General features: G+C 70.0%; 21 protein-coding genes. 8 read left to right on the plus strand and 13 right to left on the minus strand.

Annotated elements, in window-relative coordinates; genetic code table 11:
• Window positions 1-184 precede the first annotated feature (184 nt).
• The gene (locus ACZ7M2_RS14365) at window positions 185-880 is read left to right on the plus strand and encodes a glycoside hydrolase family 75 protein (protein WP_352044722.1); all 696 of its coding nucleotides are present in this window, start codon (window positions 185-187) and stop codon (window positions 878-880) included.
• A 73-nt stretch (window positions 881-953) separates the two neighbouring features.
• Here the strand turns inward: ACZ7M2_RS14365 and ACZ7M2_RS14370 are convergent, their stop codons facing one another.
• From ACZ7M2_RS14370 to ACZ7M2_RS14380, 3 genes are all read right to left on the minus strand, one after another.
• Window positions 954-1,655, minus strand: coding sequence for an SDR family oxidoreductase (locus ACZ7M2_RS14370; protein ID WP_471595490.1), 702 nt, complete (start codon window positions 1,653-1,655; stop codon window positions 954-956).
• An 85-nt stretch (window positions 1,656-1,740) separates the two neighbouring features.
• On the minus strand, window positions 1,741-2,262 hold the full coding sequence (locus ACZ7M2_RS14375) for a WD40 repeat domain-containing protein (RefSeq protein WP_471595491.1): 522 nt from the start codon (window positions 2,260-2,262) through the stop codon (window positions 1,741-1,743).
• A 358-nt stretch (window positions 2,263-2,620) separates the two neighbouring features.
• The gene (locus ACZ7M2_RS14380; protein WP_471595492.1) at window positions 2,621-3,514 is read right to left on the minus strand and encodes a class I SAM-dependent methyltransferase; all 894 of its coding nucleotides are present in this window, start codon (window positions 3,512-3,514) and stop codon (window positions 2,621-2,623) included.
• Between the two features lie 139 nt (window positions 3,515-3,653).
• Here ACZ7M2_RS14380 and ACZ7M2_RS14385 point away from each other — a divergent pair, with 139 nt between their 5' ends.
• Window positions 3,654-4,424, plus strand: a complete 771-nt coding sequence (locus ACZ7M2_RS14385) for a phytanoyl-CoA dioxygenase family protein (RefSeq protein WP_471595493.1) — start codon at window positions 3,654-3,656, stop codon at window positions 4,422-4,424.
• Window positions 4,425-4,452: 28 nt separating this feature from the next.
• On the opposite strand, the gene ACZ7M2_RS14390 is transcribed toward ACZ7M2_RS14385, so the two are convergent.
• Window positions 4,453-6,168 carry a glycoside hydrolase family 6 protein gene (locus tag ACZ7M2_RS14390; RefSeq protein ID WP_471595494.1) on the minus strand — a complete coding sequence of 572 codons (1,716 nt, stop codon included), beginning with the start codon at window positions 6,166-6,168 and terminating at the stop codon, window positions 4,453-4,455.
• Between the two features lie 123 nt (window positions 6,169-6,291).
• Entirely contained in the window at window positions 6,292-7,758 is a 1,467-nt protein-coding gene (locus ACZ7M2_RS14395) for a cellulase family glycosylhydrolase (protein WP_471595495.1), read from the minus strand.
• Window positions 7,759-8,015: 257 nt separating this feature from the next.
• Here ACZ7M2_RS14395 and ACZ7M2_RS14400 point away from each other — a divergent pair, with 257 nt between their 5' ends.
• On the plus strand, window positions 8,016-10,937 hold the full coding sequence (locus tag ACZ7M2_RS14400; RefSeq protein WP_471595496.1) for a glycoside hydrolase family 48 protein: 2,922 nt from the start codon (window positions 8,016-8,018) through the stop codon (window positions 10,935-10,937).
• A gap of 237 nt (window positions 10,938-11,174) precedes the next feature.
• On the plus strand, window positions 11,175-13,829 hold the full coding sequence (locus tag ACZ7M2_RS14405) for a cellulose binding domain-containing protein (protein WP_471595497.1): 2,655 nt from the start codon (window positions 11,175-11,177) through the stop codon (window positions 13,827-13,829).
• Between the two features lie 58 nt (window positions 13,830-13,887).
• Here the strand turns inward: ACZ7M2_RS14405 and ACZ7M2_RS14410 are convergent, their stop codons facing one another.
• Both ACZ7M2_RS14410 and ACZ7M2_RS14415 read right to left on the minus strand, forming a co-directional pair.
• Window positions 13,888-15,762, minus strand: a complete 1,875-nt coding sequence (locus ACZ7M2_RS14410; RefSeq protein WP_471595498.1) for a rhamnogalacturonan lyase — start codon at window positions 15,760-15,762, stop codon at window positions 13,888-13,890.
• A 95-nt stretch (window positions 15,763-15,857) separates the two neighbouring features.
• Window positions 15,858-16,805, minus strand: a complete 948-nt coding sequence (locus tag ACZ7M2_RS14415; RefSeq protein ID WP_471595499.1) for a helix-turn-helix transcriptional regulator — start codon at window positions 16,803-16,805, stop codon at window positions 15,858-15,860.
• A 40-nt stretch (window positions 16,806-16,845) separates the two neighbouring features.
• Between ACZ7M2_RS14415 and ACZ7M2_RS14420 the strand changes: the two genes are divergently transcribed.
• Together ACZ7M2_RS14420 and ACZ7M2_RS14425 are read left to right on the plus strand one after the other, a co-directional pair.
• On the plus strand, window positions 16,846-17,352 hold the full coding sequence (locus tag ACZ7M2_RS14420; RefSeq protein WP_471595500.1) for a hypothetical protein: 507 nt from the start codon (window positions 16,846-16,848) through the stop codon (window positions 17,350-17,352).
• A complete protein-coding gene (locus ACZ7M2_RS14425; protein ID WP_471595501.1) occupies window positions 17,349-17,819 on the plus strand; it encodes a hypothetical protein in 471 nt (156 codons plus the stop codon). The genes ACZ7M2_RS14420 and ACZ7M2_RS14425 overlap by 4 nt, the downstream gene beginning before the upstream one ends.
• Here the strand turns inward: ACZ7M2_RS14425 and ACZ7M2_RS14430 are convergent.
• Window positions 17,788-18,546, minus strand: a complete 759-nt coding sequence (locus ACZ7M2_RS14430) for a class I SAM-dependent methyltransferase (protein WP_471595502.1) — start codon at window positions 18,544-18,546, stop codon at window positions 17,788-17,790. The two genes, ACZ7M2_RS14425 and ACZ7M2_RS14430, sit on opposite strands and share 32 nt — an antisense overlap.
• A 5-nt stretch (window positions 18,547-18,551) precedes the next feature.
• Window positions 18,552-18,857: a 4a-hydroxytetrahydrobiopterin dehydratase gene (locus tag ACZ7M2_RS14435; protein ID WP_471595503.1), complete on the minus strand. Its 306-nt coding sequence runs from the start codon at window positions 18,855-18,857 to the stop codon at window positions 18,552-18,554.
• Between the two features lie 187 nt (window positions 18,858-19,044).
• On the opposite strand from ACZ7M2_RS14435, the gene ACZ7M2_RS14440 reads away from it, so the two are divergent.
• Complete coding sequence (locus ACZ7M2_RS14440) at window positions 19,045-19,890, plus strand: helix-turn-helix domain-containing protein (protein WP_471595504.1); 846 nt, start codon at window positions 19,045-19,047, stop codon at window positions 19,888-19,890.
• A 55-nt stretch (window positions 19,891-19,945) separates the two neighbouring features.
• A complete protein-coding gene (locus tag ACZ7M2_RS14445) occupies window positions 19,946-20,812 on the plus strand; it encodes a helix-turn-helix domain-containing protein (RefSeq protein ID WP_471595505.1) in 867 nt (288 codons plus the stop codon).
• Window positions 20,813-20,888: 76 nt separating this feature from the next.
• Here the strand turns inward: ACZ7M2_RS14445 and dnaK are convergent, their stop codons facing one another.
• From dnaK to ACZ7M2_RS14465, 4 genes are all read right to left on the minus strand, one after another.
• Window positions 20,889-22,757: a molecular chaperone DnaK gene (dnaK, locus tag ACZ7M2_RS14450; protein ID WP_471595506.1), complete on the minus strand. Its 1,869-nt coding sequence runs from the start codon at window positions 22,755-22,757 to the stop codon at window positions 20,889-20,891.
• A 130-nt stretch (window positions 22,758-22,887) separates the two neighbouring features.
• Window positions 22,888-23,313: an OsmC family protein gene (locus tag ACZ7M2_RS14455; protein WP_403690954.1), complete on the minus strand. Its 426-nt coding sequence runs from the start codon at window positions 23,311-23,313 to the stop codon at window positions 22,888-22,890.
• 130 nt (window positions 23,314-23,443) lie between these two features.
• Window positions 23,444-25,180: a vWA domain-containing protein gene (locus ACZ7M2_RS14460; RefSeq protein WP_471596013.1), complete on the minus strand. Its 1,737-nt coding sequence runs from the start codon at window positions 25,178-25,180 to the stop codon at window positions 23,444-23,446.
• A 71-nt stretch (window positions 25,181-25,251) separates the two neighbouring features.
• The gene (locus ACZ7M2_RS14465) at window positions 25,252-26,313 is read right to left on the minus strand and encodes an ATP-binding protein (protein WP_471595507.1); all 1,062 of its coding nucleotides are present in this window, start codon (window positions 26,311-26,313) and stop codon (window positions 25,252-25,254) included.
• Window positions 26,314-26,410: the final 97 nt, after the last annotated feature.

Below are 26,410 nucleotides of genomic sequence, written 5' to 3' on the forward strand. Positions count from 1 at the left end.
GCACCGCGTGTCCGGGCCGGCGGCGTTTTCCCCGCACGCGCCGACGCGCGCCTGCACCCCTTCACGGCGGTTTCAACCCCTGGACCGGACCAACTCCGCCGGGGGACTTGACGCGCTCATGCAAGAGGGCCACCTTGTACGGCAACCCGGTAAGGAAACTTTCCTAACAGAAGGGTCCCCCACAGTGCGCTCTCGAACACTGACCCTCGCGGCCGTCGCCGGCGCCGCGCTCCTCGCCACCGCGGCACTCCCGGCCAGCGCGTCGGGCTCCGTCACCCCCCGTTCCGCCCAGGAGGGTTCGGTCAGCGCGGCCGACCTGCTCGCCAAGGTGACATCCTGTTCGCAGATATCGAGTGGCAAGTACAAGACCGACGACGAGACCTCGGCCACCATCCCCGTGTGCGGCAAGAACGGCGCGGTGTTCTGGAAGGCCGACATGGACATCGACTGCGACGGTCAGGTCACCGGCAAGTGCAACGGTGACGCCGACCCCTGGTTCCAGGACGACACGGCGTTCCACCAGTCCAACGGGAAGCCGCTGCGCGCCGAGTCACTGCCGTATGTCGTCGTGCCCAGCACCAGCAGCATCTGGAAGTACACGAGCTACGGCATCAAGGGCGGCGGTGTCGTCGCCGTGATCTACAACAACAAGGTCGAGTACGCGGTGGTCGGCGACACCGGGCCCACGAAGATCATCGGTGAGGCGTCGTACGCCACGGCGAAGGCCCTCGGCATCGACCCCGACCCTGCCACGGGCGGGGCCGACTCCGGCGTGACGTACATCCTGTTCAAGAACTCCCAGGTGTCGCCGATCGAGAGTCACAGTGCGGCGGTGTCGCTCGGGGACTCGCTGGCGAAGCAGTTCCTGCAGAACAACTGAGGCGTCCGCAACGACTGAGGCTTCCGCAACAACCGAGGTTGCCGCTACAACCGAGGCGCCCGCGGATCCGGCGTCAGTTGGGCTGGCCGATCGGACGTACCACCACGGTGTTCACATCGACGCCCGAAGGCTGTCCGATCGCCCAGACGATCGACTCGGCGAGCTGGTCCGCCGTCAGCAGATGACCGGGTGGCAGACTCCCGTAGCTGTCCCAGAACGGGGTCTCCACCCGGCCAGGCGAGATCAGGGTCACGCCGACACCGAACTCGGTCACCTCGCGGCGGGCGTTCTCTGCGAGTCCGGTCACGGCCCACTTGGTGGCCCCGTAGATGTTGCCGGGGCCGTGGACGTGGCCCGCCACACTCCCGACCAGCACGATCCGGCCCCGCGTCTCCTTCAGGGCGTCGATGGAGGCCCTGATCAGCAGCGCGGGACCCAGCACATTGGTCAGCACCATCTCGGACCAGCCCGCCGGGTCACCCTCGGCGACGGTGTCGTGCGTGGCGAAGCCCGCGTTGGCCACGACGGTGTCGAGGCGCCCGAACTCCTTGAGCGTCAGCTCGACCGCGGCACGCACCTGGTCGTAATCGGCCGCGTTCCCGACGACCGTCAACAGGCCGGGCGGACGCCCGAGTTCCTCGGCGAAAGCGCTCAGCCGCTCCGCACCGCGGCCGGTGACCGTGACCCGGTGGCCGGCGTCGAGCAGTCGCCGCGCGACCGCGGCGCCGATACCGCTTCCGCCACCGGTGATGAGTGCGACAGGTGAGTCGGTCATGGATACCCCCGTATGTGTACGACAACGAACGGGAGTACATCACTTGAAGCACTCTCGAAGTCAAGGCCGGCACCGCCGGCCTCCCTCAACACGTCCGCCGGTAGGGCACGTCGGGCAGATATCGGCGCCACTCGGCCCGGGCCACCCCGCCCCCCGCCCGGGCGCAGACATCGCCCGCCGCACGGTTCGGCGCCAACTGTGCCGAACGCGGGGGAAGATGAGCTGTCGCGATGTGCAACTCCCTCGCGTCCTGGGTGAATCCGATCGCGAGGACCGGTCCGTCACCGGTGGGGAGACTCGCCCCCTCCAGTCGCGGGGACGCCGTCTCCCACACGCGGACCGAGCCGTCGGCCCGGCTCGCGGCCAGCAGCGAGCCGTCGGCCGAGAAGGCCAGGGCGGGCCGCTCGACGGTGGAGTCGGCGGCTGCCAGGACGGCGATCCGGTGCCGCCCGCCCGCGTCCCACAGGGTGAGGCGCCCTTGGGTGTCGGCGGCGGCCAGGTAGCGTCCGTCCGGGCTGAAGACCGCGGTCGGCAGGAGATCCTCGCCCTGGAGTCCCTGTCTGCGACTGCCCGTCGCGACGTCGATCAGGACTCCCTCGACGGTCACGACCGTGCGCCTCCTCGTGCTGCCCGCCCTGCTGCTCCTGCTGGTCTCGCTGGTCACCCCCCTGTATGTGGATCGCTATGTGCTCTACGGCCAGAGCGGCACCGCCCTGTTGACCGGCGCGGCGCTGGCCCGGCTCACCCGGGCCCGGCGGACCCGCGCGGCGGCGCTGACCTGTGCGGGCGCCGCCGTTCTCGCGCTGCTCCCCGTCACCCTGCAACTGCGTACACCACAGAGCCGGGTCGACGACGTGGGCGCGATCACCCGGGCCGTCGCCGAGGCCGGTGCGCCGGGTGACGGGGTCCTCTACCTGCCGGCGCGGCGCCGGGGCGGGCCCCGGCACCTGCTGACCGGACGGGAACTACTCCGGCTTCACCGCGACGTGCACGGTGTGCGCGGTCAGCAGGAAGACGTCCGGCCGGTGGTACACGCTCGCCTTGTCGTCCGGGTCGAGGAGACGGTCGAGGGTGGCGAGGTCGTCCGCGTCGAGGCCGGGAGCGAGGAAGGTGCGGCGGTGGGTGAGGGAGGTGACGACGAAGGCGCGTGCCTCGTCCGAGAGCGGGGCGGGGAGGTCGACGAGGAAGGTGCGGGTCGCGGTGTGGCGCAGGCCGACGGCGGTCATCAGGGCGGGCCAGTCCTCCGTCTCGGCCACCGCTCCGGGCAGCTCGTCCCGCATCCGGCCGAACCACTCGTCGTGGACCGCCTCGACACGGGACTGGAGGCCGGGGCGACCCATGCCGATGTCGCGCGGGAAGTAGCGCGTGGGCAGGCCGCCCTCCATGAGGGCGAGGGTGCCGCCGGGCGCGAGGGCGCGCGCGAATCCGGCGAGCGCGGCACGCTGGTCGCCCACGTGGTGCAGGGACCTGCTCGCCCACAGCAGGTCCGCCGGGTACTCCAAGTCGCTGAGCCCGCTGCCGAGTTCGGCGCGCAGGGTGCTGAAGCGGTCGCCGAGGCCGAGCCGGTCGGCGCGGGCGCGGGCCCGCTCCAGCAGGGGTTCCACCTCGTCCACGGCCACGACCCGCGCCGCGGGGAAGGTGTCCGCGAGGAGACAGGAGATGACACCGGGGCCACTGCCCGCGTCCACGATCAGCCCGGTCTCGGACCGCTGGTCCCGCAGCCAGCCCGCCGCCTCGGTGTAGAGCGGGCTGAACAGCTCCGCCTCCTGCTCCAGCATGGGGATCATCTCGGCGAAGTCCACGTGGGTGTGGTCATGAGCGTGCTGGGCGCTCTCGTGGCCGTGGTGGTCGTGTGCCATGGTGGTCCGCCTCTCGTCCGGGTGCGTACACAGCGTGCTCCTCGGCTCCCGGAAACAGCCAACGATGTTGCGCAAACGGCAAACCCGGCCGCCGAAAAACCTGATGCGTCCCAAGCGGCCCGTCCCCGAGCATGACCCCATGGACGACGAGATGGTGGAACGGTTCCTCGAGGACGGGTTCGTGAAGATCGAGGGCGCCTTCCCGCCGCGCGTCGCCGAGAGCTGCGCCCGGCTGCTGTGGAAGGAGACGGGATACGACCCGGACGATCCCGGCACCTGGAAGGACCCCGTGCACTGGGTGAGCGCCATGGCGCAGGGCCCGTTCGCCGCCGCGGCCAACTCCCCCGCGCTGCACCAGGCCTTCGATCTTCTGGTCGGCGAGAGACGCTGGGAGCCGCGCTACGCGCTGGGCAGCTTCCCGCTGCGGTTCCCGCACCCGCAGGAGCCGGACGACGCGGGCTGGCACATCGAAGGCAGTTACCTCCCCGACGGTGAGGCGCTCTACCACTCCAATCTCCGTTCGCGGGGCCGGGCCCTGCTGATGCTCTTCCTGTTCAGCGAGGTGACCGACGCCGACGCCCCGACCCGTATCAGGGTGGGCTCGCACCTCGACGTGCCGCCGGTCCTGAAGCCGTACGGCGAGGCGGGGGCCTCGTTCCTCGAACTCGGTCCGAAGGTGGCCGCGGCCTCCGCACACCGCCCGCTCGCCCACGCCACCGGCCGCCCCGGCGACGTATTTCTCTGCCATCCGTTCCTGGTGCACGCGGCGCAGCCGCACCACGGCACGCGCCCGCGTTTCATGGCGCAGCCGCCGCTGTATCCGGCGGTGCCCTACGAGCTGGAGCGGGCGGACGGCGACTACTCGGCGGTGGAGTTCGCGATCCGCCGGGGGCTGGCCCAGAAGGCCTGACCCCCGGCGGATCACCAGGTCGGACGCCCTACAGCGGCGGATACGCGTTCGTCATCAGCTGCTGGAACTGCGCCGAGAACCAGTGCCCCGACAGCGGGGCGTTCGGCAGCGCGCCGGACATGTTGTTGTTGTTCCGGGGGTTGCCCGTGTAGGTCGGGTCGCACATCCGGTCGAAGCCCTTGCCCTCGTCGTTGGCGATGGCGGAGCTGGAACCGTCGGACTCACCCGGGGGCTTCATCCAGACATAGGCGTCGATCCCGGTGGCCGGGGAGGCCTGCGGGCGCTCGCCGAGACCGGCACCGGCCTGGTTGCACCAGTTCCCGACGTGGATACGGCGGTCGTAGCGCCCGCCGTCGACGTAGGTGTCGACGCTGGTCGTCGCGCCGGGACCGGTGGGCCGGGCGGTGCCGCCCCAGCCGTTCCTGGAGGTGTCGATCAGCATGCCGATGCCGGAGTTGAAGCCGACCGACACGAGCTGGTTGCGGAAGGCCTGGGCGAAGGACAGCTCGTCGACATAGCGGTTCCAGTCGACCCACTTGGACTGGCGGACGGAGGTGCCGTTCACCGAGTCGTTGATGGTGAAGTTGTTCTCCTTCAGGGCGCTGTAGTTCGCCGTGTTGGTGATGAACCCGGCGACGTCGTCGACCGTGGCGCCCTCGCTGGTGGCCGCCTGCTTGAACAGGGTGGCGGACGCTCCGAAGTTGTCGTCCCAGCCGATCCAGCCGTGGTGGCCGGCGTCGAGGTAGTTGTAGACGTTCGGGATCGCACCGAGCTTGGCGAGCGCGTAGCCCACGCCCTTCACGTAGTTGCCGTTGGCGAGCATGGTGTCGCACTGCGGGGTGGCGGTGGCCCGGCTGCCGGTGTTGGTGACGAGGTTCGGCAGCGAGTCGATCTCGAGGGTCGTGACGATCCGCAGCGAGGCGTACTTGCTGTCCGCGAGGATCGCCGCGATCGGGTCGATGAACTGTGTCTTGTACTTGTCGATCTCCGTCGGGCCGAGCTCTCCGTTGGAGGCGAGGGCCGCGCAGTCACGTCCGGGCAGATCGTAGACGACCAGCTGGACGACCTCTTCGCCGCTGCCCTTCTGCGCGAGCGCCGCGTCGAGGTGGGCGCGCAGGCCCATGCTGCCGCCGGCCCCGTTGATCGCGGCGATCCGGTCGAGCCAGACACCGGTGGGCTGGTTGGAGATCCGGCTGCCGCCGGTCTCCGCCGCCGCCTTCGCGGACCACTCCGGGTTCACATACACCTTGGCACCGGCGTACGGGTTGTCGACTCTCCCGGAGGGGTCACTGCCCCCGCCGCCGCCTCCGCCACCGCTTCCGTCGTCGACGTTGCAGGTCACCCCGTCAAGGGTGAAGGAGGTGGGCAGCGCATTGGTGCCGCTGTAGGAGGCGTTGAAGCCGAAGCTGACCGAACCGCCGGTCGCCAGCGTCCCGTTGTAGGTCTCGTTGGCCGCGGTGACGGCGGTGCCGCTCTGACTGATCTTCGCGTTCCAGCCCGAGGTCACCTTCTGGTTCCCGGCGTACGCCCACTTCACCGCCCAGGAGGACTTGGCGGCGCTGTTGTTGGTGACCGTCACGGCGGCGGTGAAGCCGGTGTCCCACTGGTTCTGCACCTTGTAGTCGACGGTGCAGGGGATGGCGGCGATCCCGGCGGGGTCCGCGGGAACGGCCGCCACGGCGGTTCCCGAGGCGCCGGCGAGCAGGACGAGCGCCCCTAAGAGCGCGGTTTTGGTACGACTCATGAGTGCGGGTTCCCATCTCTTCTTGTGCGGGTGTCCGTTGACTTCCTGCGCGGGTGTGCGTCTGGTTCCTGCGCGGGTGTACATCTGTTTCCTGCGCGGGCGTGCGTGTGATTCCTGCGCCGGCTATCCTTTGAGGGCGCGCAGATGATCACGCAGCCCGACTCCGTACGACGTGGGAGTGCCGTCGTAGTCGGAGATCAGGGAGGGACCGGAGGAGCAGTCCCAGGTGTTCCAGGTCCAGCCGAGGTAGGAGAGCCCCCGGTCGTCGAACCACTTCATCGCGGTGTCGACGAAGCCGTGGGAGCAGGTGTTCTCGCCGATCTCCCCCGCCACGAGCGGGACTTGGGCCGCCACCGGGGCGAGCGTCGAGTTCCAGCAGCTCTCACTGGCGCACGTGTTGAAGTTGTAGGTGTGGAAGGCGGCGCCGAGGTTGCCCGTCGGATCGCTCGGCTTGTACGTCAACCACTGGCTCAGGTCGTTGGAGTACGCGAGCCCGCCGGCCAGGATCAGGTTCCTGGCGCCGGTGCCGCGCACCGCGTCGACCAGGTCCTGCATCCCGGCGACCTCGTAACCGATGCCCGGGCAGGTGCCGCCGTCCTTCCAACAGGCCCACGCCTGGGCGGTGGTGGAGGTCGCGCGGTCCGGGTAGGGCTCGTTGAACAGGTCGAAGGCGACGGCCTGGTCGTCCTTGAACGTACGGGCGACCGAGGACCAGAACGCCGGGCTGTACTGCGCGTCCGGCATCGGCTTCTGACAGGTGGCGTGCACGTCCGAGCAGCCCGCCGAGTTCCCGGTGTACTGCCCGTAGCTCCAGTGCAGTTCGACGAGCGGGGTCATCCCGTGCGCCTCGACCTTGGCCACCAGGTCCTTGACGGCGGAGATGTAGTTGGCGCCCGCGTACTCCGGTTTGACGTTGGACAGGCCGAGCCAGCACTCCTCGTTGAGCGGAATGCGGACCGTGTTGGCCTTCCAGTCGGCGATCGCCTTGACCGAGGCGTCGTCGACGGGGCCGTCGAAGATGCCGTAACCCTGGACGCACATGAACTCGCCGCCGGAGCGGTTGACGCCGAGCAGCCGCCGTGTCGCGCCGTCGGCGTCGACGAGCTTGTTCCCGGAGACGTGCAGCTCGGGTGCCGTACCGGTCGTGGGCGGCGGATCCGTCGGAGGCGGCTCCGTGTCCACGTTGCACGTGGTCCCGTTGAGCTTGAACGTCGTGGGTACGGCGTTGCTCCCGGACCACGAGGCGAGGAACCCGGCGCTGACACTGGCCCCTGAGCCCAGCGAACCGTTCCAGCTCTCGTTGGCCGCGGTGACCGTCGTGGCGGACTGGGACCACTTGGCGTTCCAGCCCTGGCCGACCTTCTGACCGTTCGCGAAGTCGAAGGTGAGACTCCAACCGCTGAGCGCGGCCCTGTTGTTGGTGATCTTCACGGCGCCCTGGAAGCCGGTGTCCCACTGGCTCGTGACGGAGTAGTCCACCGTGCACGCGGGTGTGGCTCCTGAAGCCGTGACGACCGGCGCGATCGCGGTGCCCACGAGGGCGACCGCGGCGCCGACCACTAAAAGTCCTGAACGCGGAGGGTGTCGCATGAGCGACTCCTTGCAGCTCGGGCGCGTCGTGACGGACGCGTCGACTGATGGAACCGCTCCCACTGGTGCGGATGAAGTTAGCGCCAAGTGTCGGTAAAGGACAGAGGCGTCGCACTGTTGATCAATCGAACAATTTCGACTCTTCAAGCACCTTGACCCCTTCGACCCCCCTCTCCAATATGGGAGCGCTCCCACTGGTTCAAGGCTTGTTGCTGCTCCGCCCCCCACTTCTCCGAGCCGCAAGGAGGAACCAGGACATGCACCCGAGTTCAAGAAGCAGACGCCGGAGGATCCGGCGGCTGTGGACCGCCGTGGTGGCAGCCCTCGCGCTTCCGCTCACCATGCTCGCGAACGGCTCAACTCCTGCTCAGGCAGCTGGAGTTCAGTGCAGCGTCGACTACAAGACCAACGACTGGGGCTCCGGCTTCACTGCGGATCTCACGCTCACCAACCGGGGCACGGACCCGGTCAACGGCTGGACCCTGACGTACGACTACACGGGCAACCAGACGCTGACCAGCGGCTGGAACGGGACCTGGTCGCAGTCCGGCAGGACGGTCACCGCGAAGAACGCCTCCTGGAACGGGACGATCGCCGCCGGGGCAGCGGTCTCCACCGGCGCGCAGTTCACCTACAGCGGCACCAACACGGCGCCCGCCTCCTTCGCGATCAACGGCACCACCTGCACCGGCGCCCACCAGCCGCCGGTCACCGTGCTGACCAGCCCGGCCGCGGGCGCGGTCTACACACAGGGCGACGCGATCCCGCTGGCCGCGACCGCGGCGGCCGCCGACAACGCGACGATCGCCAAGGTCGAGTTCTACGACGACACGACCCTGCTGGGCACGGACACCAGCTCCCCCTACACGCTGCCCACTTCCAGTTTGACCGTGGGCAGTCATTCGCTGGTGGCCAAGGCGTACGACAGCCTGGGCGCCTCCGCGGCGTCCACACCGGTCGGCATCACGGTCGCCTCGGGTCCCGCCGTGGTGGCCTCGCCGACCCAACTCGGCGTCCAGCAGGGCAAGTCGGGAACATTCGCCGTGCAGCTTTCGAAACAGCCGGCCGCGAACGTGACGGTGACGACCGCCCGTACGGACGGCAACACGGGACTGTCCGTGACCGGCGGCGCCTCGCTCACCTTCACCCCGGCCAACTGGAGCACGGCGCAGAACGTCACCCTCACCGCCGATGCCTCCGGGACCGGCGCCGCGACCTTCACGGCCTCGGCGACCGGGTACGCCAAGGCGACGGTCACCGTGACGGAGCTGGCCGCGTCGAAGGCGTACGACGCGCGTTTCCTGGACCTCTACGGCAGGATCACCAACCCGGCGAACGGCTACTTCTCCCCCGAGGGCATCCCCTACCACTCGGTGGAGACGCTGATCGTCGAGGCGCCGGACCAGGGTCATGAGACGACGTCGGAGGCGTACAGCTATCTGATCTGGCTGCAGGCGATGTACGGGAAGGTCACCGGCGACTGGTCCAAGTTCAACGCCGCGTGGACGACCATGGAGACCTACATGATCCCCACCCACGCCGACCAGCCGACGAACTCCTTCTACAACGCCTCGAAGCCCGCGACCTACGCGCCGGAGCTCGACACCCCGAACGAGTACCCGGCCAAGCTCGACACGGGCGTCTCCGTCGGCTCGGACCCGATCGCGGCCGAGCTGAAGAGCGCGTACGGCACGGACGACGTGTACGGCATGCACTGGCTCCAGGACGTCGACAACGTCTACGGCTACGGCGACGAGCCCGGCAAGTGCGAGGCCGGACCGACCGCGACCGGACCGTCGTACATCAACACCTTCCAGCGCGGCGCGCAGGAGTCGGTGTGGGAGACCGTGCCGCAGCCGACCTGCGACGCCTTCAAGTACGGCTCCACCAACGGCTACCTGGACCTGTTCACCGGGGACTCCTCGTACGCCAAGCAGTGGAAGTACACCGACGCGCCGGACGCCGACGCGCGGGCCGTGCAGGCCGCCTACTGGGCCGACGTGTGGGCCAAGGCGCAGGGCAAGGGCGGCGAGGTGTCCACGACCGTCGGCAAGGCGGCGAAGATGGGCGACTATCTGCGCTACGCCATGTACGACAAGTACTTCAAGAAGATCGGCAACTGTGTCGGCCCGTCGGCCTGCGCGGCCGGCACCGGAAAGGACGCCTCGCACTATCTGCTCTCCTGGTACTACGCCTGGGGCGGCGCGACCGACACCTCGGCGGGCTGGGCCTGGCGCATCGGCTCCAGTCATGTCCACGGCGGCTACCAGAACCCGCTGGCCGCGTACGCGCTCAGCTCGTACGCGGACCTGAAGCCCAAGTCCTCCACGGGGGCGGCCGATTGGGGGACCTCCCTCACCCGGCAGCTGGAGTTCTACCGCTGGCTGCAGTCCAACGAGGGCGCCATCGCGGGCGGCGCGACCAACAGCTGGGCGGGCCGCTACGCGACCCCGCCGGCCGGGACGCCGACCTTCTACGGCATGTACTACGACCAGCAGCCGGTGTACCACGACCCGCCGTCCAACCAGTGGTTCGGCTTCCAGGCCTGGTCCATGGAGCGGGTCGCCGAGTACTACCAGCAGACGGGGAACGCGAGCGCGAAGACGGTCCTCGACAAGTGGGTGTCCTGGGCGCTGTCCAAGACCACGATCAACCCGGACGGCACCTACCAAATCCCCTCGACACTCCAGTGGTCGGGCGCGCCCGACACCTGGAACGCGTCAAGTCCCGGCGCCAACACCGGACTTCACGTGACCGTCGCCGACTACACCAACGACGTCGGTGTGGCCGCCGCTTACGCCAAGACCCTGTCGTACTACGCCGCCAAGTCCGGCAACGCCCAGGCGAAGACGACGGCGAAGGCACTCCTCGACGGCATGTGGAGCAACTACCAGGACAGCCTGGGCATCGCCGTCCCGGAGACCCGCGCCGACTACAACCGCTTCGACGACACGGTCTACGTCCCGAGCGGCTGGAGCGGCAAGATGCCGAACGGCGACGCGATCAACTCCACCTCGACCTTCACCTCGCTCAGGTCCTTCTACAAGAACGACCCGAACTGGTCGAAGATCGAGGCCTATCTGGCGGGCGGAGCCGCGCCCTCCTTCACGTACCACCGGTTCTGGGCACAGGCGGACATCGCCCTGGCCATGGGCTCGTACGCGGAGCTTCTCGAATAGTCCCCGCCGAGCGCTCCGCGGGATGGGCGGTACGTGAACTGCGGGCCGTCTGTGGCTGGTCGCGCAGTTCCCCGCGCCCCTGAAGGGGCGCGGTAGCTCGCCGCGCTTCACCGGAACCGCTTGGAAGCTCCGCGTGCGCGGTCTCGTCACCTGACGACGAGGCCACCGGGCCGGGCGGCCCCCACCCGCACTGGGGGCCGCCCGGTCGTCATGCCCTTCTTCAGAGAGGACCTCAGCGTGCGAAGAACCCGCATCCTCACGGCCGTACTGGCCCTCGCCGCGGGCTTACTGGCGGGCAGTCCGTCCGCCCTCGCCGCGAGCACCCCGACAACGACGCTCGCCGCCGACACGTACACCTGGAAGAACGCCCGGATCGACGGCGGCGGTTTCGTCCCCGGCATCGTCTTCAACCGCTCCGAGAAGAACCTCGCCTACGCCCGCACGGACATCGGCGGCGCCTACCGCTGGCAGGAGTCGACGAAGACCTGGACCCCGCTCACCGACTCGATCGGCTGGGACCGGTGGGGCCACACCGGGGTGGTCAGCCTCGCGTCCGACTCCGTAGACCCGAACAAGGTGTACGCGGCGGTCGGCACGTACACGAACAGCTGGGACCCCGGCAACGGTGCCGTACTGCGCTCCGCCGACCGGGGCGCGAGCTGGCAGCGGACGGACCTGCCCTTCAAGCTGGGCGGGAACATGCCGGGCCGGGGCATGGGCGAGCGCCTCGCGATCGACCCCAACAAGGACAGCGTGCTGTACCTCGGCGCGCCGAGCGGCAAGGGTCTGTGGCGGTCCACGGACTCGGGTGTCACGTGGTCGCAGGTGACCAGTTTCCCGAACGTCGGCACCTACGTGCAGGACGCGACCGACACGAGCGGCTACGCCAGCGACAACCAGGGCATCGTGTGGGTGACCTTCGACGAGTCCACGGGCACCTCCGGAAGCGCCACGCAGACGATCTACGTGGGGGTCGCCGACAAGGACAACGCGGTCTACCGCTCGACGGACGGCGGCGCGACCTGGTCACGGCTCGCCGGGCAGCCCACCGGCTACCTCGCCCACAAGGGCGTCCTCGACGCCACGAACGGCTACCTCTACCTCGCCTACAGCGACAAGGGCGGCCCGTACGACGGCGGCAAGGGCCAGCTGTGGCGGTACGCGACCAGGACCGGGACCTGGACGAACATCAGCCCGGTCACGGAGGCGGACAGCTACTACGGATTCAGCGGACTGACCGTCGACCGGCAGCATCCGGGCACGGTGATGACCACGGCGTACAGCTCGTGGTGGCCGGACACCCAGATCTTCCGGTCCACCGACAGCGGCGACACCTGGACGAAGGCCTGGGACTACACCTCGTACCCGAACCGCTCGAACCGCTACACGATGGACGTGTCGTCCGTGCCCTGGCTGACCTTCAACGCGAACCCGTCACCCCCCGAGCAGTCCCCCAAACTCGGCTGGATGACCGAGGGGTTGGAGATCGATCCGTTCAACTCCGCGCGGATGATGTACGGAACGGGCGCGACGATCTACGGCACCGAGAACCTCACGAACTGGGACAGCAACAGCCAGTTCACGATACGGCCCATGGTCCAGGGCCTGGAGGAGACGGCCGTCAACGACCTGGCCTCTCCGCCCTCCGGGGCCTCCCTCCTCAGCGCCCTCGGTGACATCGGCGGCTTCCGGCACACGGACCTCACCAAGGTGCCGTCGATGATGTACACCTCGCCGAACTTCACCACGACGACGAGCCTCGACTACGCCGAGACCATCCCGAACACGGTGGTGCGCGTCGGCAACCTCGACTCGGGCCCGCACATCGCCTTCTCCACGGACAACGGCGCCAACTGGTTCGCGGGCACCGACCCTTCGGGCGTCAGCGCTGGCGGCACGGTCGCCGCGGCGTCCGACGGCAGCCGTTTCGTGTGGAGCCCGGTGGGCGCGGGCGTGCAGTACACGACCGGCTTCGGTACATCGTGGTCGGCGTCGGCCGGCATCCCGTCCGGCGCGATCGTGGAGTCGGACCGGGTCGACCCGAAGACCTTCTACGGGTTCAAGTCCGGCAAGTTCTACGTCAGTTCGGACGGCGGTGCCACCTTCACCGGCTCCGCCGCCACCGGCCTGCCGAGCGGTGACAGCGTGCGCTTCAAGGCGCTGCCCGGCACGAAGGGCGACGTGTGGCTGGCGGGCGGCGCGAGCGACGGCGCGTACGGGCTGTGGCACTCCACGGACGGCGGCGCGAGCTTCGCCAAGCTGTCGAACGTCGACCAGGCCGACACCATCGGCTTCGGCAAGGCGGCGACCGGCGCCTCGTACCAGACGCTCTACACCAGCGCGAAGATCGGCGGGGTACGTGGCATCTTCCGCTCGACGGACAAGGGCGCGAGCTGGACCCGCATCAACGACGATGCCCACCAATGGGGTTGGACGGGCGGCGCGATCACGGGAGACCCGCGGATCTACGGACGCGTGTACATCGCGACCAACGGGCGCGGAATCATCTACGGCGACAGCTCCGACACCGGTGGCGGGGGTGGCGGCACGGATCCGACGCCCCCGCCGACGGGCGCCTGCGCGGTGACGTACAAGATCACCAACCAGTGGTCGGGCGGCTTCCAGGCCGACGTGGCGCTCACCAACACCGGTACCACCGCCTGGAGCGGCTGGTCCCTCTCCTGGGCCTTCGCGGACGGACAGAGGATCACCCAGGCCTGGAACGCCGACGCCACCCAGTCGGGCACGACGGTCACGGCGAAGAACCTGACCTGGAACGCGAACGTGGCAACGGGCTCATCGGTGAGCTTCGGCTTCACGGCCGGCTGGACGGGCGCGAACACCAGACCCACAACCTTCAAGCTGGGCGATCAGGCCTGCTCGGTGAGCTGATCCACGAGGGTGGGGCGCGCGCCGGCCTCGGCACGCGCCCCTTCTCTCTGCTGCGGACCTACGGCGTGTAGACCGTCGGTCGGGGCGGCGTCGGCATTCCGTCGCCGAGGAAGAAGCTCGGGTGCGGGGGCTGGTTGTAAGCCGTGTTCTGCCAGGCCAGGGCCGTGCGGTACTGGGTGTCGTGGAGGAGGGTGGTGATCCTTGTGGTCGTCTCGTACGGGGTGGAGTAGATCCTGAGGGCCGTGTTGTCGGTCGTCGGCCAGACGACCTCCTCCCGCCAGTCCCCGAGGATGTCGCCGGACAGTGACGGAGTCGCCTTCGTGCTGTTGTTGGAGTGGACGCCCGAGCCGGTCAGCAGGCGGGTGTCGGACGAGGTGCCGTACTTGTCGATGTGCGTGTCGTCGAGGAGTTCACGGACGGGGTCCCCGTCCCACCAGGACAGGAAGTTGATGCTGCCCGGCTTGCGGGTCGCCACCACCGTGCCCTGCGGGTTGCGGACGCCGTCGGCGTGCGAGGACCAGGACTCGGCGCCCGCGCTGCCCGCCCAGATGTCACCGGAGACGCCTCGGCCGTTGTCGCCGTTGGCCGCCGTGGACCAGAGGATCGCGCCCGTCTTCGCGTCCGCCATCCAGGACGCCGGTTTCGAGGAGTCCTCGTCGACCTTGAACTCCTCCAGGCCAGGGCGGGACGGGTCGAGGTCGCCGACGTGCAGGGCGTCCCCGTGCCCGTTCTTGGTGGTCCACAGGCCGTTGCCGTTGTCGTCCACGGCCATCGAGCCGTACACGATCTCGTCCTTGCCGTCCCCGTCGACATCGGCGACCGACAACTGGTGGTTGCCCTGGCCGTCGTAGCCCTTGCCGCTGTTGGTCGAGGAGTTGGTGTCGAGGGTCCAGCGCCGGGTGAAGGCGCCGCCCCGCCAGTCCCAGGCGGCGATGACGGTGCGGGTGTAGTAGCCGCGCGCCATGATGAGGGAGGGCCGGGAGCCGTCCAAGTAGGCGGTTCCCGCGAGGAATCGGTCGACCCGGTTGCCGTACGAGTCGCCCCAGGAAGAGACCGTGCCGCGCGCCGGGACGTAGTCGACGGTGCCCATGGCGGCGCCCGTCTGCCCGTTGAACATGGTCAGGTACTCGGGCCCGGACAGCACGTATCCGCTGGAGTTCCGGTAGTCGGCGGAGGAACTGCCGATCACCGTGCCCCGGCCGTCCGTCGTCCCGTCCGCCGTCTTCATGGCGACCTCGGCCTTGCCGTCGCCGTCGTAGTCGTACACCTGGAACTGTGTGTAGTGCGCGCCCGAGCGGATGTTCCTGCCCAGGTCGATGCGCCACAGGCGGGTGCCGTCGAGCTTGATGCCGTCGATGACGGTGTTGCCGGTGTAGCCCGACTGGGAGTTGTCCTTGGCGTTGGTGGGCTGCCACTTGAGGACGAAGTCGAGCTGGCCGTCCCCGTCGAGGTCGCCGACGGAGGCGTCGTTGGCCTCGTAGGTGTAGGCGACTCCGTCGGGAGTGGTGCCCCCCGCGGGCGGGGTGATGGGCACGTCCTTGTATCCGGTGCGGAACTGGACGGCGTGGACGGAGTCGGCCTGCTCGACGCCGTTCACGATCGCGCGGACCGTGTAGTCGGCCTGGGCGGGCGCGCCCGAGTGGAAGTAGTTCGTGGAGCCGGTGATCGGCGTCGGGTTGACCAACGTACCGGCCCGGTAGACGTTGAACGACACGTCGTTCGGGTCGGTGCCGAGCCAGCGCCAGCTGACCAGGTTGCCGCTGTCGGTGTGGACACTGACGACGCCCCGGTCGAGGGCCTCCACCTGGCGGGCGGTGGCCGCCTGCGCGGTGCCGGTGCCGAGGGCGGTGAGCCCGGCGGCGATCAGGGCGGCCGTGGCCACCAGGGCCGAGCCGATGGCGCGTCTGCGGTGCTGCCTGTGCGGGTGCTGCACGACGGTTACCTCCTGGGAGGACAGACTGCTTCTGTCCCCTCAGTTGCCGCGGCGGGCAGCGGGGTTGCCGCCCTCGGACACCCGCCTGCGCATGCCTACTCCGCGTACAGGCGGGCCAGTGCCGCCACCGTGCGCGCGATGCGCTCCCTCAGTTCTGCGGGTTCCAGGACCTCGATGGCCGCGCCCAGTCCGAGGAATGCGTCGTGGGCCTGGTCGATGGACTCGATGGGAACGGTCGCGCGCGTCCAACTGTCCTGGTCCACATGTCCGTTGGCCTCGGCGGCCCGGGCCGTCGGGCCGGTGAGCACGGTTCCCGGCGCGATCCGGATCACGGCCTCGGCGCGGTGCAGCCGGTCGTGGAACTCCTGTTGGTACGCCGTCCAGTACGCGGCCAGGTCGAACGTCTCCGGGCGGCTGAACTCCTCATCCGTCGTGGTGAGTTCGAGCATCTGGTCGACGCGGAACGTGCGCGGACCGGGGCCCGCGACGACGTACCAGCGGCCCGCCTTCAGGACCAGGCCGTACGGCTCCAGGCGGCGCCGCACATCCGTGGGCTCGCGCCAGCGGCGGTACAGGACGTGCAGCACCCGCGCGTTCCACACGGCATCGGCGATGGCGGGGAGGTACGGGGTGTCGTCGGCGTCCGCGTACCAGCCGGGGGCGTCGAGGTGGAAGCGGCTGCTGATCCGGTCGGCGTGCGTGCGCAGCTCGCGCGGCAGGGCGGCGCGCACCTTCAGCTGGGCGGCGGCCAGGACCGGGCCGAGGCCCAGCTCGGCGGCGGGGCCGGGGACGCCGGCGAGGAAGAGGGCCTCGGCCTCTCCCTCCGTGAGGCCGGTGAGACGGGTGCGGTAGCCGTCGAGGAGGCGGTAGCCGCCGGCGTGCCCCGCGTCGCCGTACAGCGGGACGCCCGCCGCGCTCAGTGCCTCGACGTCCCGGTAGACCGTGCGCACCGAGACGTCGAGTTCCTCGGCGAGGTCGGCTGCGGTCATCCGGCCGCGGGTCTGGAGCAGCAGGAGGATCGAGACGAGTCGGCTGGACTTCACTGACACAGGATGTCAGTGAAGTCGGCCTAGCGTGCGCGTCATGGCTTCCACGACCTTGCCGAGCTCCTCGGACTTCAGGGAGAAACTGCTGACCGTGCCGCCGCCGATCGAGGTGGCGGGGCGACGGATCAAGCGCTACCACGTCACCGCGGACCCGGCCGGTATCGCACCCGACGTCGAGGCGGCGGCGTACGCGATGCTGCCGAAACTACTGCCGGAGCCCGACGGCACACCGCCCGCGACCTTCGTCGTACTGCACCGGGGCGGCGACGACGGCGCCTACCTCAACGCGTACAGCTGGGTGTGGGACAACGTCCTGCACTTCCGCGGCGCGTCGGCGGGCCAGCCGGTCCTGGGCTGCCCGGACCGGGACCCCACGCACTTCATCGCACCCGACCTCCCCTGGATCGGCTGCGTCTGGGAGCTGCCGCCGATCCTGCACGAACGCGACGCCTGGGTGCGGCACATGCTCGCGCCCGACGCCCCCGACCTCGACGCCTATCTCGCCGACTCCCTCCCCGAGGGCACGACTGGAGACCGCTCATGAGCAGCCCGCACGACTTCGACTTCTTCCACGGCGAGTGGGACGTCCGCCACCGGCGTCTGACCGACTTCCTCGACCCCGACAGCGGCTGGGAGGAGTTCGGGGCCACGAGCCGCTGCTGGAGCCTGTTCGAGGGGGCCGCGAACATCGACGAGATGACGGTGCCCGGTCAGGGCTGGCAGGGGCTCACCGTGCGCCTCTTCGACCCGGCGGCGCGGGTGTGGTCGCTGAACTGGTCGTCGAGCCGCAGCGGGAAGCTGTTTCCGCCGGTGGTGGGGCGGTTCGGGTCCGACGGGCGCGGTGAGTTCCACGGCGACGACACGCACGACGGGAAGGACGTGCGGGTGCGGTTCGTGTGGTCGGGGATCTCGCCGGCCACGGCCCGCTGGGAGCAGGCCTTCTCCGTGGACGGGGAGAGGACGTGGGTGACCAACTGGGTCATGGAGTTCGCGCGGCGGGGATCTTCCTGAACGCGCGGAGGGCGAACTGCGGGTCGGGGCGCGGGACTTCCTGATCGGGCAGCGCTTCGAGCAGCGTGACGAGATGCTCGGCCAGCGGTTCGTCCGGGGTGATCCGGGTGAACCAGCCGCGGCGCAGGTCCGCCACCGTGCTGTGCGGACTGCGACCCTGGCCGTGGCCCCGGAAACGGGCCCCACCGGCCGGGGTGAGGCCGTGCTCGACGGCGTACGCCTCGACGTCCTCGGTGCGGTCCTGGGCGGGGCGGCGCGGGCGGGAGGCGAGTACGGCGTCGATGTCGCTGCCCACGTCGTGTGCGGCGGCCTTGTCGACGGTGGTGACGTACACCCCGCCCGGGCGCAGGACCCGCGCGCACTCGGCGACGATGGCGCGGACGTCCTCGGCGCCGTCGACCAGATGGAGCAGCCAGACGCTGGTGACGGCGTCGAACGAGGCATCGGGGAAGGGCAGTCGGCGGCTGTCGGCGCGGATCACCGAGCCCGGGAGCCGTGCCGCCGCCATCCGGGCCATGCCCTGCGCGGCGTCCGCGCCCGTCACCCGCAGCGCCGGGCGGGCGGCGGCGAGGAGGCGCGTGACGATTCCGGTGCCGCAGGCGACGTCGAGCAGGGCCTGTACGCCGTCGGGGACGAGGCCGAGTACGGCGTCCGCGGCAGCGGCCGCTCTGGGCTCACCGCCCCTGCTGGCGTCGTACAGGTCGGCTTCCTTGTCGTAGTCCAGCATGTGGATCAGTGTGCGCCATGTCCCGGAGCGAGTGCCTCCACCCTGCGGGCGAGCTTGAGGTCGAGCTCGGTGACGGCGCCGCCGATGCTGTGGGTGTTCACGGTGAGGGAGATCGTGTTGTAGCCGAGGGTGAGGTCGGAGTGGTGGTCGAGCTCCTCCTGGACCTGGGCGATGTGTACGACCATCGCGGTCGCGGCGAAGTGGGAGGGGAGGCGGTAGGAGCGGGCGAGGTGGTCGCCGTCCAGCGACCAGCCGGGCAGCTCCGCGAGCTGATCCTCGATCTCCTTCTGCGACAGGGGTTCGACGGGCATGGCCTCGCTCCGTTCTTCTTGTGGTGGGGTGCGGCGGGGACTGTTCCTCAGCCTGCCACAGTCCCCCGACCAGGGCTCTCCGGCGCCCCGGCTCTCTCCGGAGGCTGCGCCCGAAAGTCCCGGCCGTCCGGCGTTCGGGGGCAAGGCCCACGCTCCACCCGCGGCGTTCCTCGGTTACGGTCGGTTTATGTCCCTCGTCGCGTCCGGTTCGACCAGATCCTCAACCCACCCCGTCGGCAAGGGCGTCGGCCCGCTGCTGCGCGGCTGGCGGGAGCAGCGCCGGGTCAGCCAGCTGGAACTGGCGCTGCGGGCCGACTCCTCGGCCCGCCACATCAGCTTCATCGAGACCGGCCGCTCCCGCCCCAGCGAGGAGATGGTGCTGCGGCTCGCGGAACACCTCGACGTCCCCGTACGGGAACGCAACGCGCTGCTACTGGCCGCCGGCTACGCGCCCCACTACCCGGAGACCCCCCTCGACGACCCCTCGATGGACGCCCTGCGCCAGGGCATGGAGCGGCTGATCCAGGGCTACGAGCCCTACCCGGCGCTGGTGGTCGACGCCACGTACACCGTGCTCGCCGCCAACCGTGGCATCGCCATGCTCCTGGAGGGCGTCCGCGAGTCGCTGCTCACGCCGCCGCTGAACGCGATGCGGCTGACCCTCCACCCGGAGGGCCTGGCGCCGCGGATCCGCAACCACCGGGCGTGGCGCGACCACCTGCTCGCGCAGATGGAACGGCAGATCGCCCTGGACCGCTCCGAGCCACTGCGTGCGCTCTACGAGGAGGTGGCGGCCTACCCGGTACCGGAGCAGGAACAGGGACACGAAGGGGAAGGGGACGGCGGCGTCGAGCCCGTTCCCCATTTCGCGCTCCCCCTGCAGATCGAGCACGGCGGGCGCGTGCTGTCCTTCATCTCCTCCATCTCCACTTTCAACACCCCGATGGACGTGACCGTCGCCGAGCTGGCCATCGAGACGTTTCTGCCCGCGGATCCGGCGACGGTCAAATACCTTCAGTCACTGGTCTCTTGACGGAGCGTCGCCGATCCGTTTGAGTGGTGGCTTCGGCGCTTGGGGAGGGCGTGGCGTGAGTGAGCGGCGGGCTGCGCCCACCGTGGGGCAAGTGGTGCTCGGGCGGCGGCTGCAGGAATTGCGGGAGGCCACCGGGCTGAAGCGCGAAGAGGCCGCGCGTGTCCTGCGTGTCGCCCCGGCGACGGTGCGGCGGATGGAGATGGCCGAGGTCGCCCTCAAGATCCCTTACCTCCAGGTGCTGCTGACGACGTACGGCGTGGCCGACGACGAGGTGGCCGCCTTCGTCACGCTCGCCGAGGAGGCGAACCAGCCGGGCTGGTGGCAGCGGTTCCACGATGTGCTGCCGGACTGGTTCAGCATGCACGTGAGCCTGGAGGGCGCCGCCCGTCTGATCCGCTCGTACGAGCCGCATTTCGTGCCCGGGCTGCTGCAGACCGAGGAGTACGCGCGCGCCGTGCTGGAGGCGGGGACGGTGGGCCAGACGGGGCCCGAGGCCATCGAGCGGCATGTGACGCTGCGCATGACGCGGCAGCAGTTGCTGCTGGGGCGCGAGCACCGGCCCCACCTCTGGGTGATCATGGACGAGACCGCGCTGCGGCGTCCGGTGAGCATCCGTGGCGAGGTCATGCGGAACCAGATCGACCGGCTGCTGCGGGAGATGGAGAGCGACGACATCTCCGTCCAGGTCGCCGAGTACGCGAGCGGCCCGCATCCGGGGACGTACACCTCCTTCGCGCTGTTCCGCTTCGCGGAGCCGGAACTGCCCGACATGGTCTACAGCGAGTACCTGACCGGTGCCCTCTACCTCGACTCGCGCGCCGAGGTGGGCATGCACCTGGAAGTGCTGGACCACATGTCCGCCCACGCCGCCTCCGTGCCCCGTACCAAGGAGATCCTGCGGGAGATCCGGGACTCCTACTGAGAAGCTCCCAGAGCGGGGTTCTCGGCGAGGAGTTGCCCGTGAGGGGCTCCCCGCGAGCCCCTCACCTCCAGGGTCCTTACGCCGCGCCGCCCCTCGCCTCCCTCTCGTCGTCCACGATCTCGGCGTCCACCACACCCTCCTCCTCCGCCGCCGTGGTGTGCTCGGCGGCCGGCTCCTCCGGGGGCGTCTGCTGGGCCCGGGCGTACATGGCCTGGCCCATCTTCTGGCTCACCGAGGCCAGATTCTCGACGCCGCCGCGCAGGGCGGCGGTGTCGGTGGCGGAGTCTTCCAGGAGGCGCTTGAGGTCGGCGACGGCGGACTCGACCTCGGGCTTCGTCTCGGAGGGGATGCGTTCGTCGTTGTCGCGAAGGAACTTCTCGGTCTGGTAGACGAGTTGTTCGGCCTGGTTGCGGGTCTCGGCGGCCTCGCGGCGCGCGCGGTCCTCCTCGGCGTACTGCTCGGCCTCGCGCATCATGCGGTCGATGTCGTTCTTGGGGAGCGCGGAGCCACCCGTGACGGTCATCTTCTGTTCGCGCCCGGTGGCGAGGTCCTTCGCGGAGACGTGCATGATCCCGTTGGCGTCGATGTCGAAGGCGACCTCGATCTGCGGGACTCCGCGCGGCGCGGGCGGCAGCCCGGTGAGGTCGAAGACGCCGAGCTTCTTGTTGTACGCGGCGATCTCGCGTTCGCCCTGGTAGACCTGGATACCGACCGAGGGCTGGTTGTCCGCGGCCGTGGTGAAGATCTCCGAACGACGGGTCGGGATCGTGGTGTTGCGCTCGATGAGCCTGGTCATGATGCCGCCCTTGGTCTCGATGCCGAGGGACAGCGGGGTGACGTCGAGGAGCAGGACGTCCTTCACGTCCCCCCTGATGACACCCGCCTGGAGGGCCGCGCCGAGCGCCACGACCTCGTCCGGGTTGACGCCCTTGTGCGGGTCCTTGCCGGTGAGTTCCCTGACCAGGTCCGTGACGGCGGGCATCCGGGTCGAGCCGCCGACCAGGATGACGTGGTCGATCGCGGCGAGCTTGACGCCGGCGTCCTTGACCGCCTGGTGGAAGGGGGTCTTGCAGCGGTCGAGCAGATCGGCGGTCAGCTCCTGGAACTGGGCGCGGGTCAGCTTCTCCTCGAGATGCAGGGGGCCGTCGGCGGTGGCGGTGATGTAGGGCAGGTTGACGGTGGTCTCGGAGGAGCTGGACAGTTCGATCTTGGCCTTCTCGGCGCCCTCGCGCAGCCGTTGCAGCGCCATCTTGTCGTGGCCGAGATCGATGCCGTACGAGGCCTTGAAGCGCTGTGCGAGGTGTTCGACGATCCGCTGGTCCCAGTCGTCGCCGCCGAGCCGGGTGTCGCCGTTGGTGGCCTTGACCTCGATGACGCCGTCGCCGATCTCCAGAAGCGAGACGTCGAAGGTGCCGCCGCCCAGGTCGAAGACGAGGACGGTCTGCTCCTCGCCCCGGTCGAGGCCGTAGGCGAGGGCGGCGGCCGTCGGCTCGTTGATGATCCGCAGCACCTTCAGGCCCGCGATCTCGCCTGCCTCCTTGGTGGCCTGGCGCTGGGCGTCGTCGAAGTACGCGGGCACGGTGATCACGGCGTCCGTGACGTCCTCGCCGAGGTAGGCCTCCGCGTCCCGCTTCAGCTTCTGCAGGACGCGCGCCGACAGTTCCTGGGCGCGGTAGCGGGTGCCGTCGACGGAGCCCTTCTCCGGGAAGCGCCAGCCCGCGTCGCCCATGTGGCGCTTGACCGAGCGCGCGGTGCGCTCCACGTTCGTCACGGCCTGACGTTTGGCGACCTCGCCGACGAGCACCTCGCCGTTCTTGGCGAAGGCCACCACGGAGGGGGTGGTGCGCGCGCCCTCCGCATTGGTCACGACGGTGGGGTCGCCGCCTTCCAGGAGGGCCACCACCGAGTTCGTCGTACCGAGGTCGATCCCGACCGCACGTGCCATGTCCGTCCCCTTCCGCCAGGGCGCTGCCCACCTTCAAGCACAAAACTTGAGTGCGTTCTTGTCAATGGGGCGGACATGACAGCGCCGCGGGCCCTGCGCGGGGACCGCGGCGCCGTACTGCTCCCGGACGTCAGCCCAGCTTGGCCGACAGGGTGATCGTCGTGCCGGTCAGCGCCGCGCTGACCGGGCAGTTCTTCTTCGCGTCCTCGGCCGCCGCGACGAAGCCGTCGTTGTCGAGGCCCGGCACCGTGCCCTCCACCGTCAGGTGGATGCCGGTGATGCCCTCGCCGGGCTGGAAGGTGACGTCGGCGTTGGTGACGAGCTTGGTGGGCGGGGTGCCCGCGCCCGCGAGGGCGTGCGACAGCGCCATGGAGAAGCAGCTGGAGTGGGCGGCGGCGATCAGCTCCTCGGGGCTGGTCTTGCCGTTGGCGTCCTGCGCCCGCGACGCCCACGTCACCGGCTGCTGGCCGATGCCGGAGGAGTCGAAGGTGACGACGCCGCTGCCCTCGAGCAGGTTGCCTTCCCACACGGTGTGCGCGGTGCGCGTGGTTGCCACGATGATTCCCTTCGATGGGGTCCCGTTTTCGGGGTCCGTGCGCACCATCCGATCACACCTGCGCGCGACTCACCCAGAATGACGGCTCACCAAGTCCGCCAAGACGGCTCGCCGCGGCCGCGAAGGTGGTTCACCGCACCCGGAAGACCGGTCCCCGCGCCGAGAACGGCAGCCGCGCGCCCTGCGGAATCAGATACGCGTGCTCGCGCCGCACCCGCAGCACGTCGCACCCGCCGTCCGTGATGACCAGCAACGGCGCGCCCGGCGGGAAGTCGTCCGCGCGGTGCAGCAGATCGATGCCGGGCTGCAGCACCGTACCGCCGCGCCCGTGCACCCGTACGCGACCGGCGATCTCGGTGACCGGGAGATAGCCCGCGTCGTGCGGCGCCGCGTCGCAGAGCACCACCCGCGCCGCCGGTACGTCCCGGGCCTCGGCGTACGAGGCGATGGCTCCCAGCGCCTTGCCGAGCAGCGTGCGGTCCATGGAGCCGGAGGTATCGAGCACGACGCCGAAGGTGCAGCGGGCGATCTCCTCGGGCGGGAAGTACCGTCCCGCGCGCGGGATGTCGGGGGTGGACGCCTGACGGCGCGAGGGGCGCGCGTACGTCCGTACCGGCTCGGGGCGGGGCACGAACTCGTCGAACCAGCGGGCCAGGCGGGCGTCCCAGGGCAGCGGCGGATGGTCGAGCGCGCGGATCTCCTCGACCAGACCGCCCGGCAGATAGCCCCGCTCCAGCTGCTGGTGCAGGTCGAAGCCGTGGCTCAGCCCGCGCCGGTAGAGCTCGTCCAGGTCCACGTAGTCGCGCGGGGAGCCGAGCGGGGCACCGAGGATGTCACCCACACCCTTGCCGCGCAGCGTGGACAGCCGGCGCATCCGGCGCAGGTCCTTCGCGATCCGGTCGTACACCTCCTCCGCCGAGAGGTCCTTCAACTCCGCGTCGTACAGGAGCCCTTCGGGCATCGTGCCGACCTGCATCTCGCACAGCCAGCCGTTGATGACGTAATCGGCCGCGATGTTGAAGAGGTACGGGTCGCGGGGGCCGCAGCGGTCGCCGTGCCGCAGGGCGGCGTGCAGCATCTCGTGGGCGAGGACGAACCGCCATTCCTCGTCCTCCAGTTGACGCAGCGGGTTGATGTAGATCTCCCCCGCCTCCGCGTTCACCGCGGCGACGGAGATGTCATGGGCGCGGGCCAGTTCGGCGTCGGCGACCAGGGTGATACCGGCCGCGATGCCGCCGAGCAGCGGGTAGGAGGAGATGAACCAGCTCAGCGCCTGCTCCCAGGGCTGGAGCCTGGTGGGCCCGCCGCGCATCGAGCCTCGGCGGCCGCCGGCCACATCCATCGCCGTGGCCACGGTACGGGTCAGGGCGTGCGCGAACTCGAGCTGCCAGTCCGGGGCCCGGCCGCCCTTCCAGGTGTCCCACGGCACCAGCAGCTGGTCCGGCTCGCCGCCGGCCGTACCGCAGCGCTCGTACGGGGCCGGAGTGCCCTCGCGCCGCCAGCGGGCGGCGAGTTGCTCCTCGTCGCCGTCGGGGTAGCCGGGCGGCAGGTCCTCGGGGGTGAGGCCGATGGGGAAGCCGAGCAGGAAGCGGTTGACGACCGCGCAGCGGGCGGCGAGGGCGTGGCGGTCGGGCTGCTCGCGCGTCTTCGGCGCCGCCGGGACATGGCCGAAGCCCAGGTGGATGACGGCGTGCGCGACCGCCCAGGCCCACTCGACGGGCTCGGCGCGGCGGGTGGGGTGGACGTGCAGCACACCGTTGGAGTCGACGCGGACGAGACCGTCGCGAGGCGAGTCGGGGCAGTCCTCCTGGCGGCAGGTGCTGAACCCGATGGCGGCGAGCGCCCGGTTGGCCCGCACCAGCCGCATGCCCTCCGCGAAGGCCTCCGCCGCCAGGTCCTTCTTCGGCTGTCCCTTGCCGCGGCTCGTCGGGGTGCGACTCACTGCCGCGCCTCGACCAGCCGGGGCATGTCACGGGCCGCCTCGACCAGGAACCAGGCGGGCAGGAGGGGATTGCCGTCGGTGTCCGGGGCGATGACGCTCTGCGCGACCTCCACGGAGATCTCGGCGAGCTGCACGAGCAGCGACTTGGCGCGGTACGCGGTCTGCTGTCCGTTCGCCGAGAGGTGCTCCTTGCTGGCGGGCAGCTCCTTGACGAGCCGGCCGCGGAAGGACTCGGCGAGGTAGTAGAGCAGGTCGCGGTCCTCGGGGCGGTGGGGCCAGCGGGCGTCGCCCTTGACGATCGCCTCGATGCCGAACCGGCTGCGCACGATCTTCACGTAGCCGCAGAAGGCGACCGCGTGCGCGGGCGTCAGGGTGCCGTGCGCGATCACCTTCAGGGTCGGCTCGTCGAGGGCCGGCCCGAAGGAGTGCAGCGCGTCGGAGAGCATGTGCCAGGAGCGGGGCGTGGAGAACGGCTCCTCGGTCTTCGGCGGCTTGGACCACAGGTGGTCGGGCCGGTCGGTGAGGTGGTCCACGACCCAGGGGTGAATGCCGTTGCCGGCGGCCCAGGCGAGCCAGTCCTTGGAGGACGCCTCCAGGTGCACGTGCGTGAGGCGGTTGATCAGCGCGGAGGCGATCGGGCGGGCCAGCGCGTTGTCGGTGGCGCGGTTGCCCGCGCCGATCACGATCGAGCCCTTGGGCAGCTCGTAGTTGCCGATGCGGCGGTCCAGGATCAGCGAGTAGAAGGCCTTCTGCACATCCGGCGTCGCCGCGTTCAGCTCGTCCAGGAAGAGGCAGTACGGCTCGTCCCTGGCGATCGCCTCCGGCGGGCAGAACACCGAGCGTCCGTCGCGGATCTGCGGGACGCCGATCAGGTCCTCGGGTGCGAGCTGGGTGCCGAGCAGGCTGACGCACTCCAGTCCCAGCGACTCGGCGAACTCCCTCACCAGGGAGGACTTTCCGATGCCGGGGGCGCCCCACAGGAAGACCGGCCGCACGGTCGCGAGACCGAGCAGCAGTTCCGGTATCCGGGCGGGGGTGACGGTCACGACTGCCTGCACGCAGCATCCTCGGGGGTCGGGAAGTGCCCCGCGGGTGCGCGGTGCTCCATGCGAACAGTGTGTGCGCGGGACTCGCCGACCGCAGCCCATTTTCCGC

Source organism: Streptomyces sp. NPDC111507, assembly GCF_055638955.1.

Coding starts and splice junctions, on each gene's coding strand:
- ACZ7M2_RS14370 (WP_471595490.1), bottom strand. CDS start 1,655: ATGACCGACTCACCTGTCGCACTCATCACCGGTGGCGGAAGCGGTATC.
- ACZ7M2_RS14380 (WP_471595492.1), bottom strand. CDS start 3,514: ATGGCACACGACCACCACGGCCACGAGAGCGCCCAGCACGCTCATGAC.
- ACZ7M2_RS14385 (WP_471595493.1), top strand. CDS start 3,654: ATGGACGACGAGATGGTGGAACGGTTCCTCGAGGACGGGTTCGTGAAG.
- ACZ7M2_RS14390 (WP_471595494.1), bottom strand. CDS start 6,168: ATGAGTCGTACCAAAACCGCGCTCTTAGGGGCGCTCGTCCTGCTCGCC.
- ACZ7M2_RS14395 (WP_471595495.1), bottom strand. CDS start 7,758: ATGCGACACCCTCCGCGTTCAGGACTTTTAGTGGTCGGCGCCGCGGTC.
- ACZ7M2_RS14400 (WP_471595496.1), top strand. CDS start 8,016: ATGCACCCGAGTTCAAGAAGCAGACGCCGGAGGATCCGGCGGCTGTGG.
- ACZ7M2_RS14420 (WP_471595500.1), top strand. CDS start 16,846: ATGGCTTCCACGACCTTGCCGAGCTCCTCGGACTTCAGGGAGAAACTG.
- ACZ7M2_RS14425 (WP_471595501.1), top strand. CDS start 17,349: ATGAGCAGCCCGCACGACTTCGACTTCTTCCACGGCGAGTGGGACGTC.
- ACZ7M2_RS14430 (WP_471595502.1), bottom strand. CDS start 18,546: ATGCTGGACTACGACAAGGAAGCCGACCTGTACGACGCCAGCAGGGGC.
- ACZ7M2_RS14435 (WP_471595503.1), bottom strand. CDS start 18,857: ATGCCCGTCGAACCCCTGTCGCAGAAGGAGATCGAGGATCAGCTCGCG.
- ACZ7M2_RS14440 (WP_471595504.1), top strand. CDS start 19,045: ATGTCCCTCGTCGCGTCCGGTTCGACCAGATCCTCAACCCACCCCGTC.
- dnaK (WP_471595506.1), bottom strand. CDS start 22,757: ATGGCACGTGCGGTCGGGATCGACCTCGGTACGACGAACTCGGTGGTG.
- ACZ7M2_RS14460 (WP_471596013.1), bottom strand. CDS start 25,180: ATGCGGCTGGTGCGGGCCAACCGGGCGCTCGCCGCCATCGGGTTCAGC.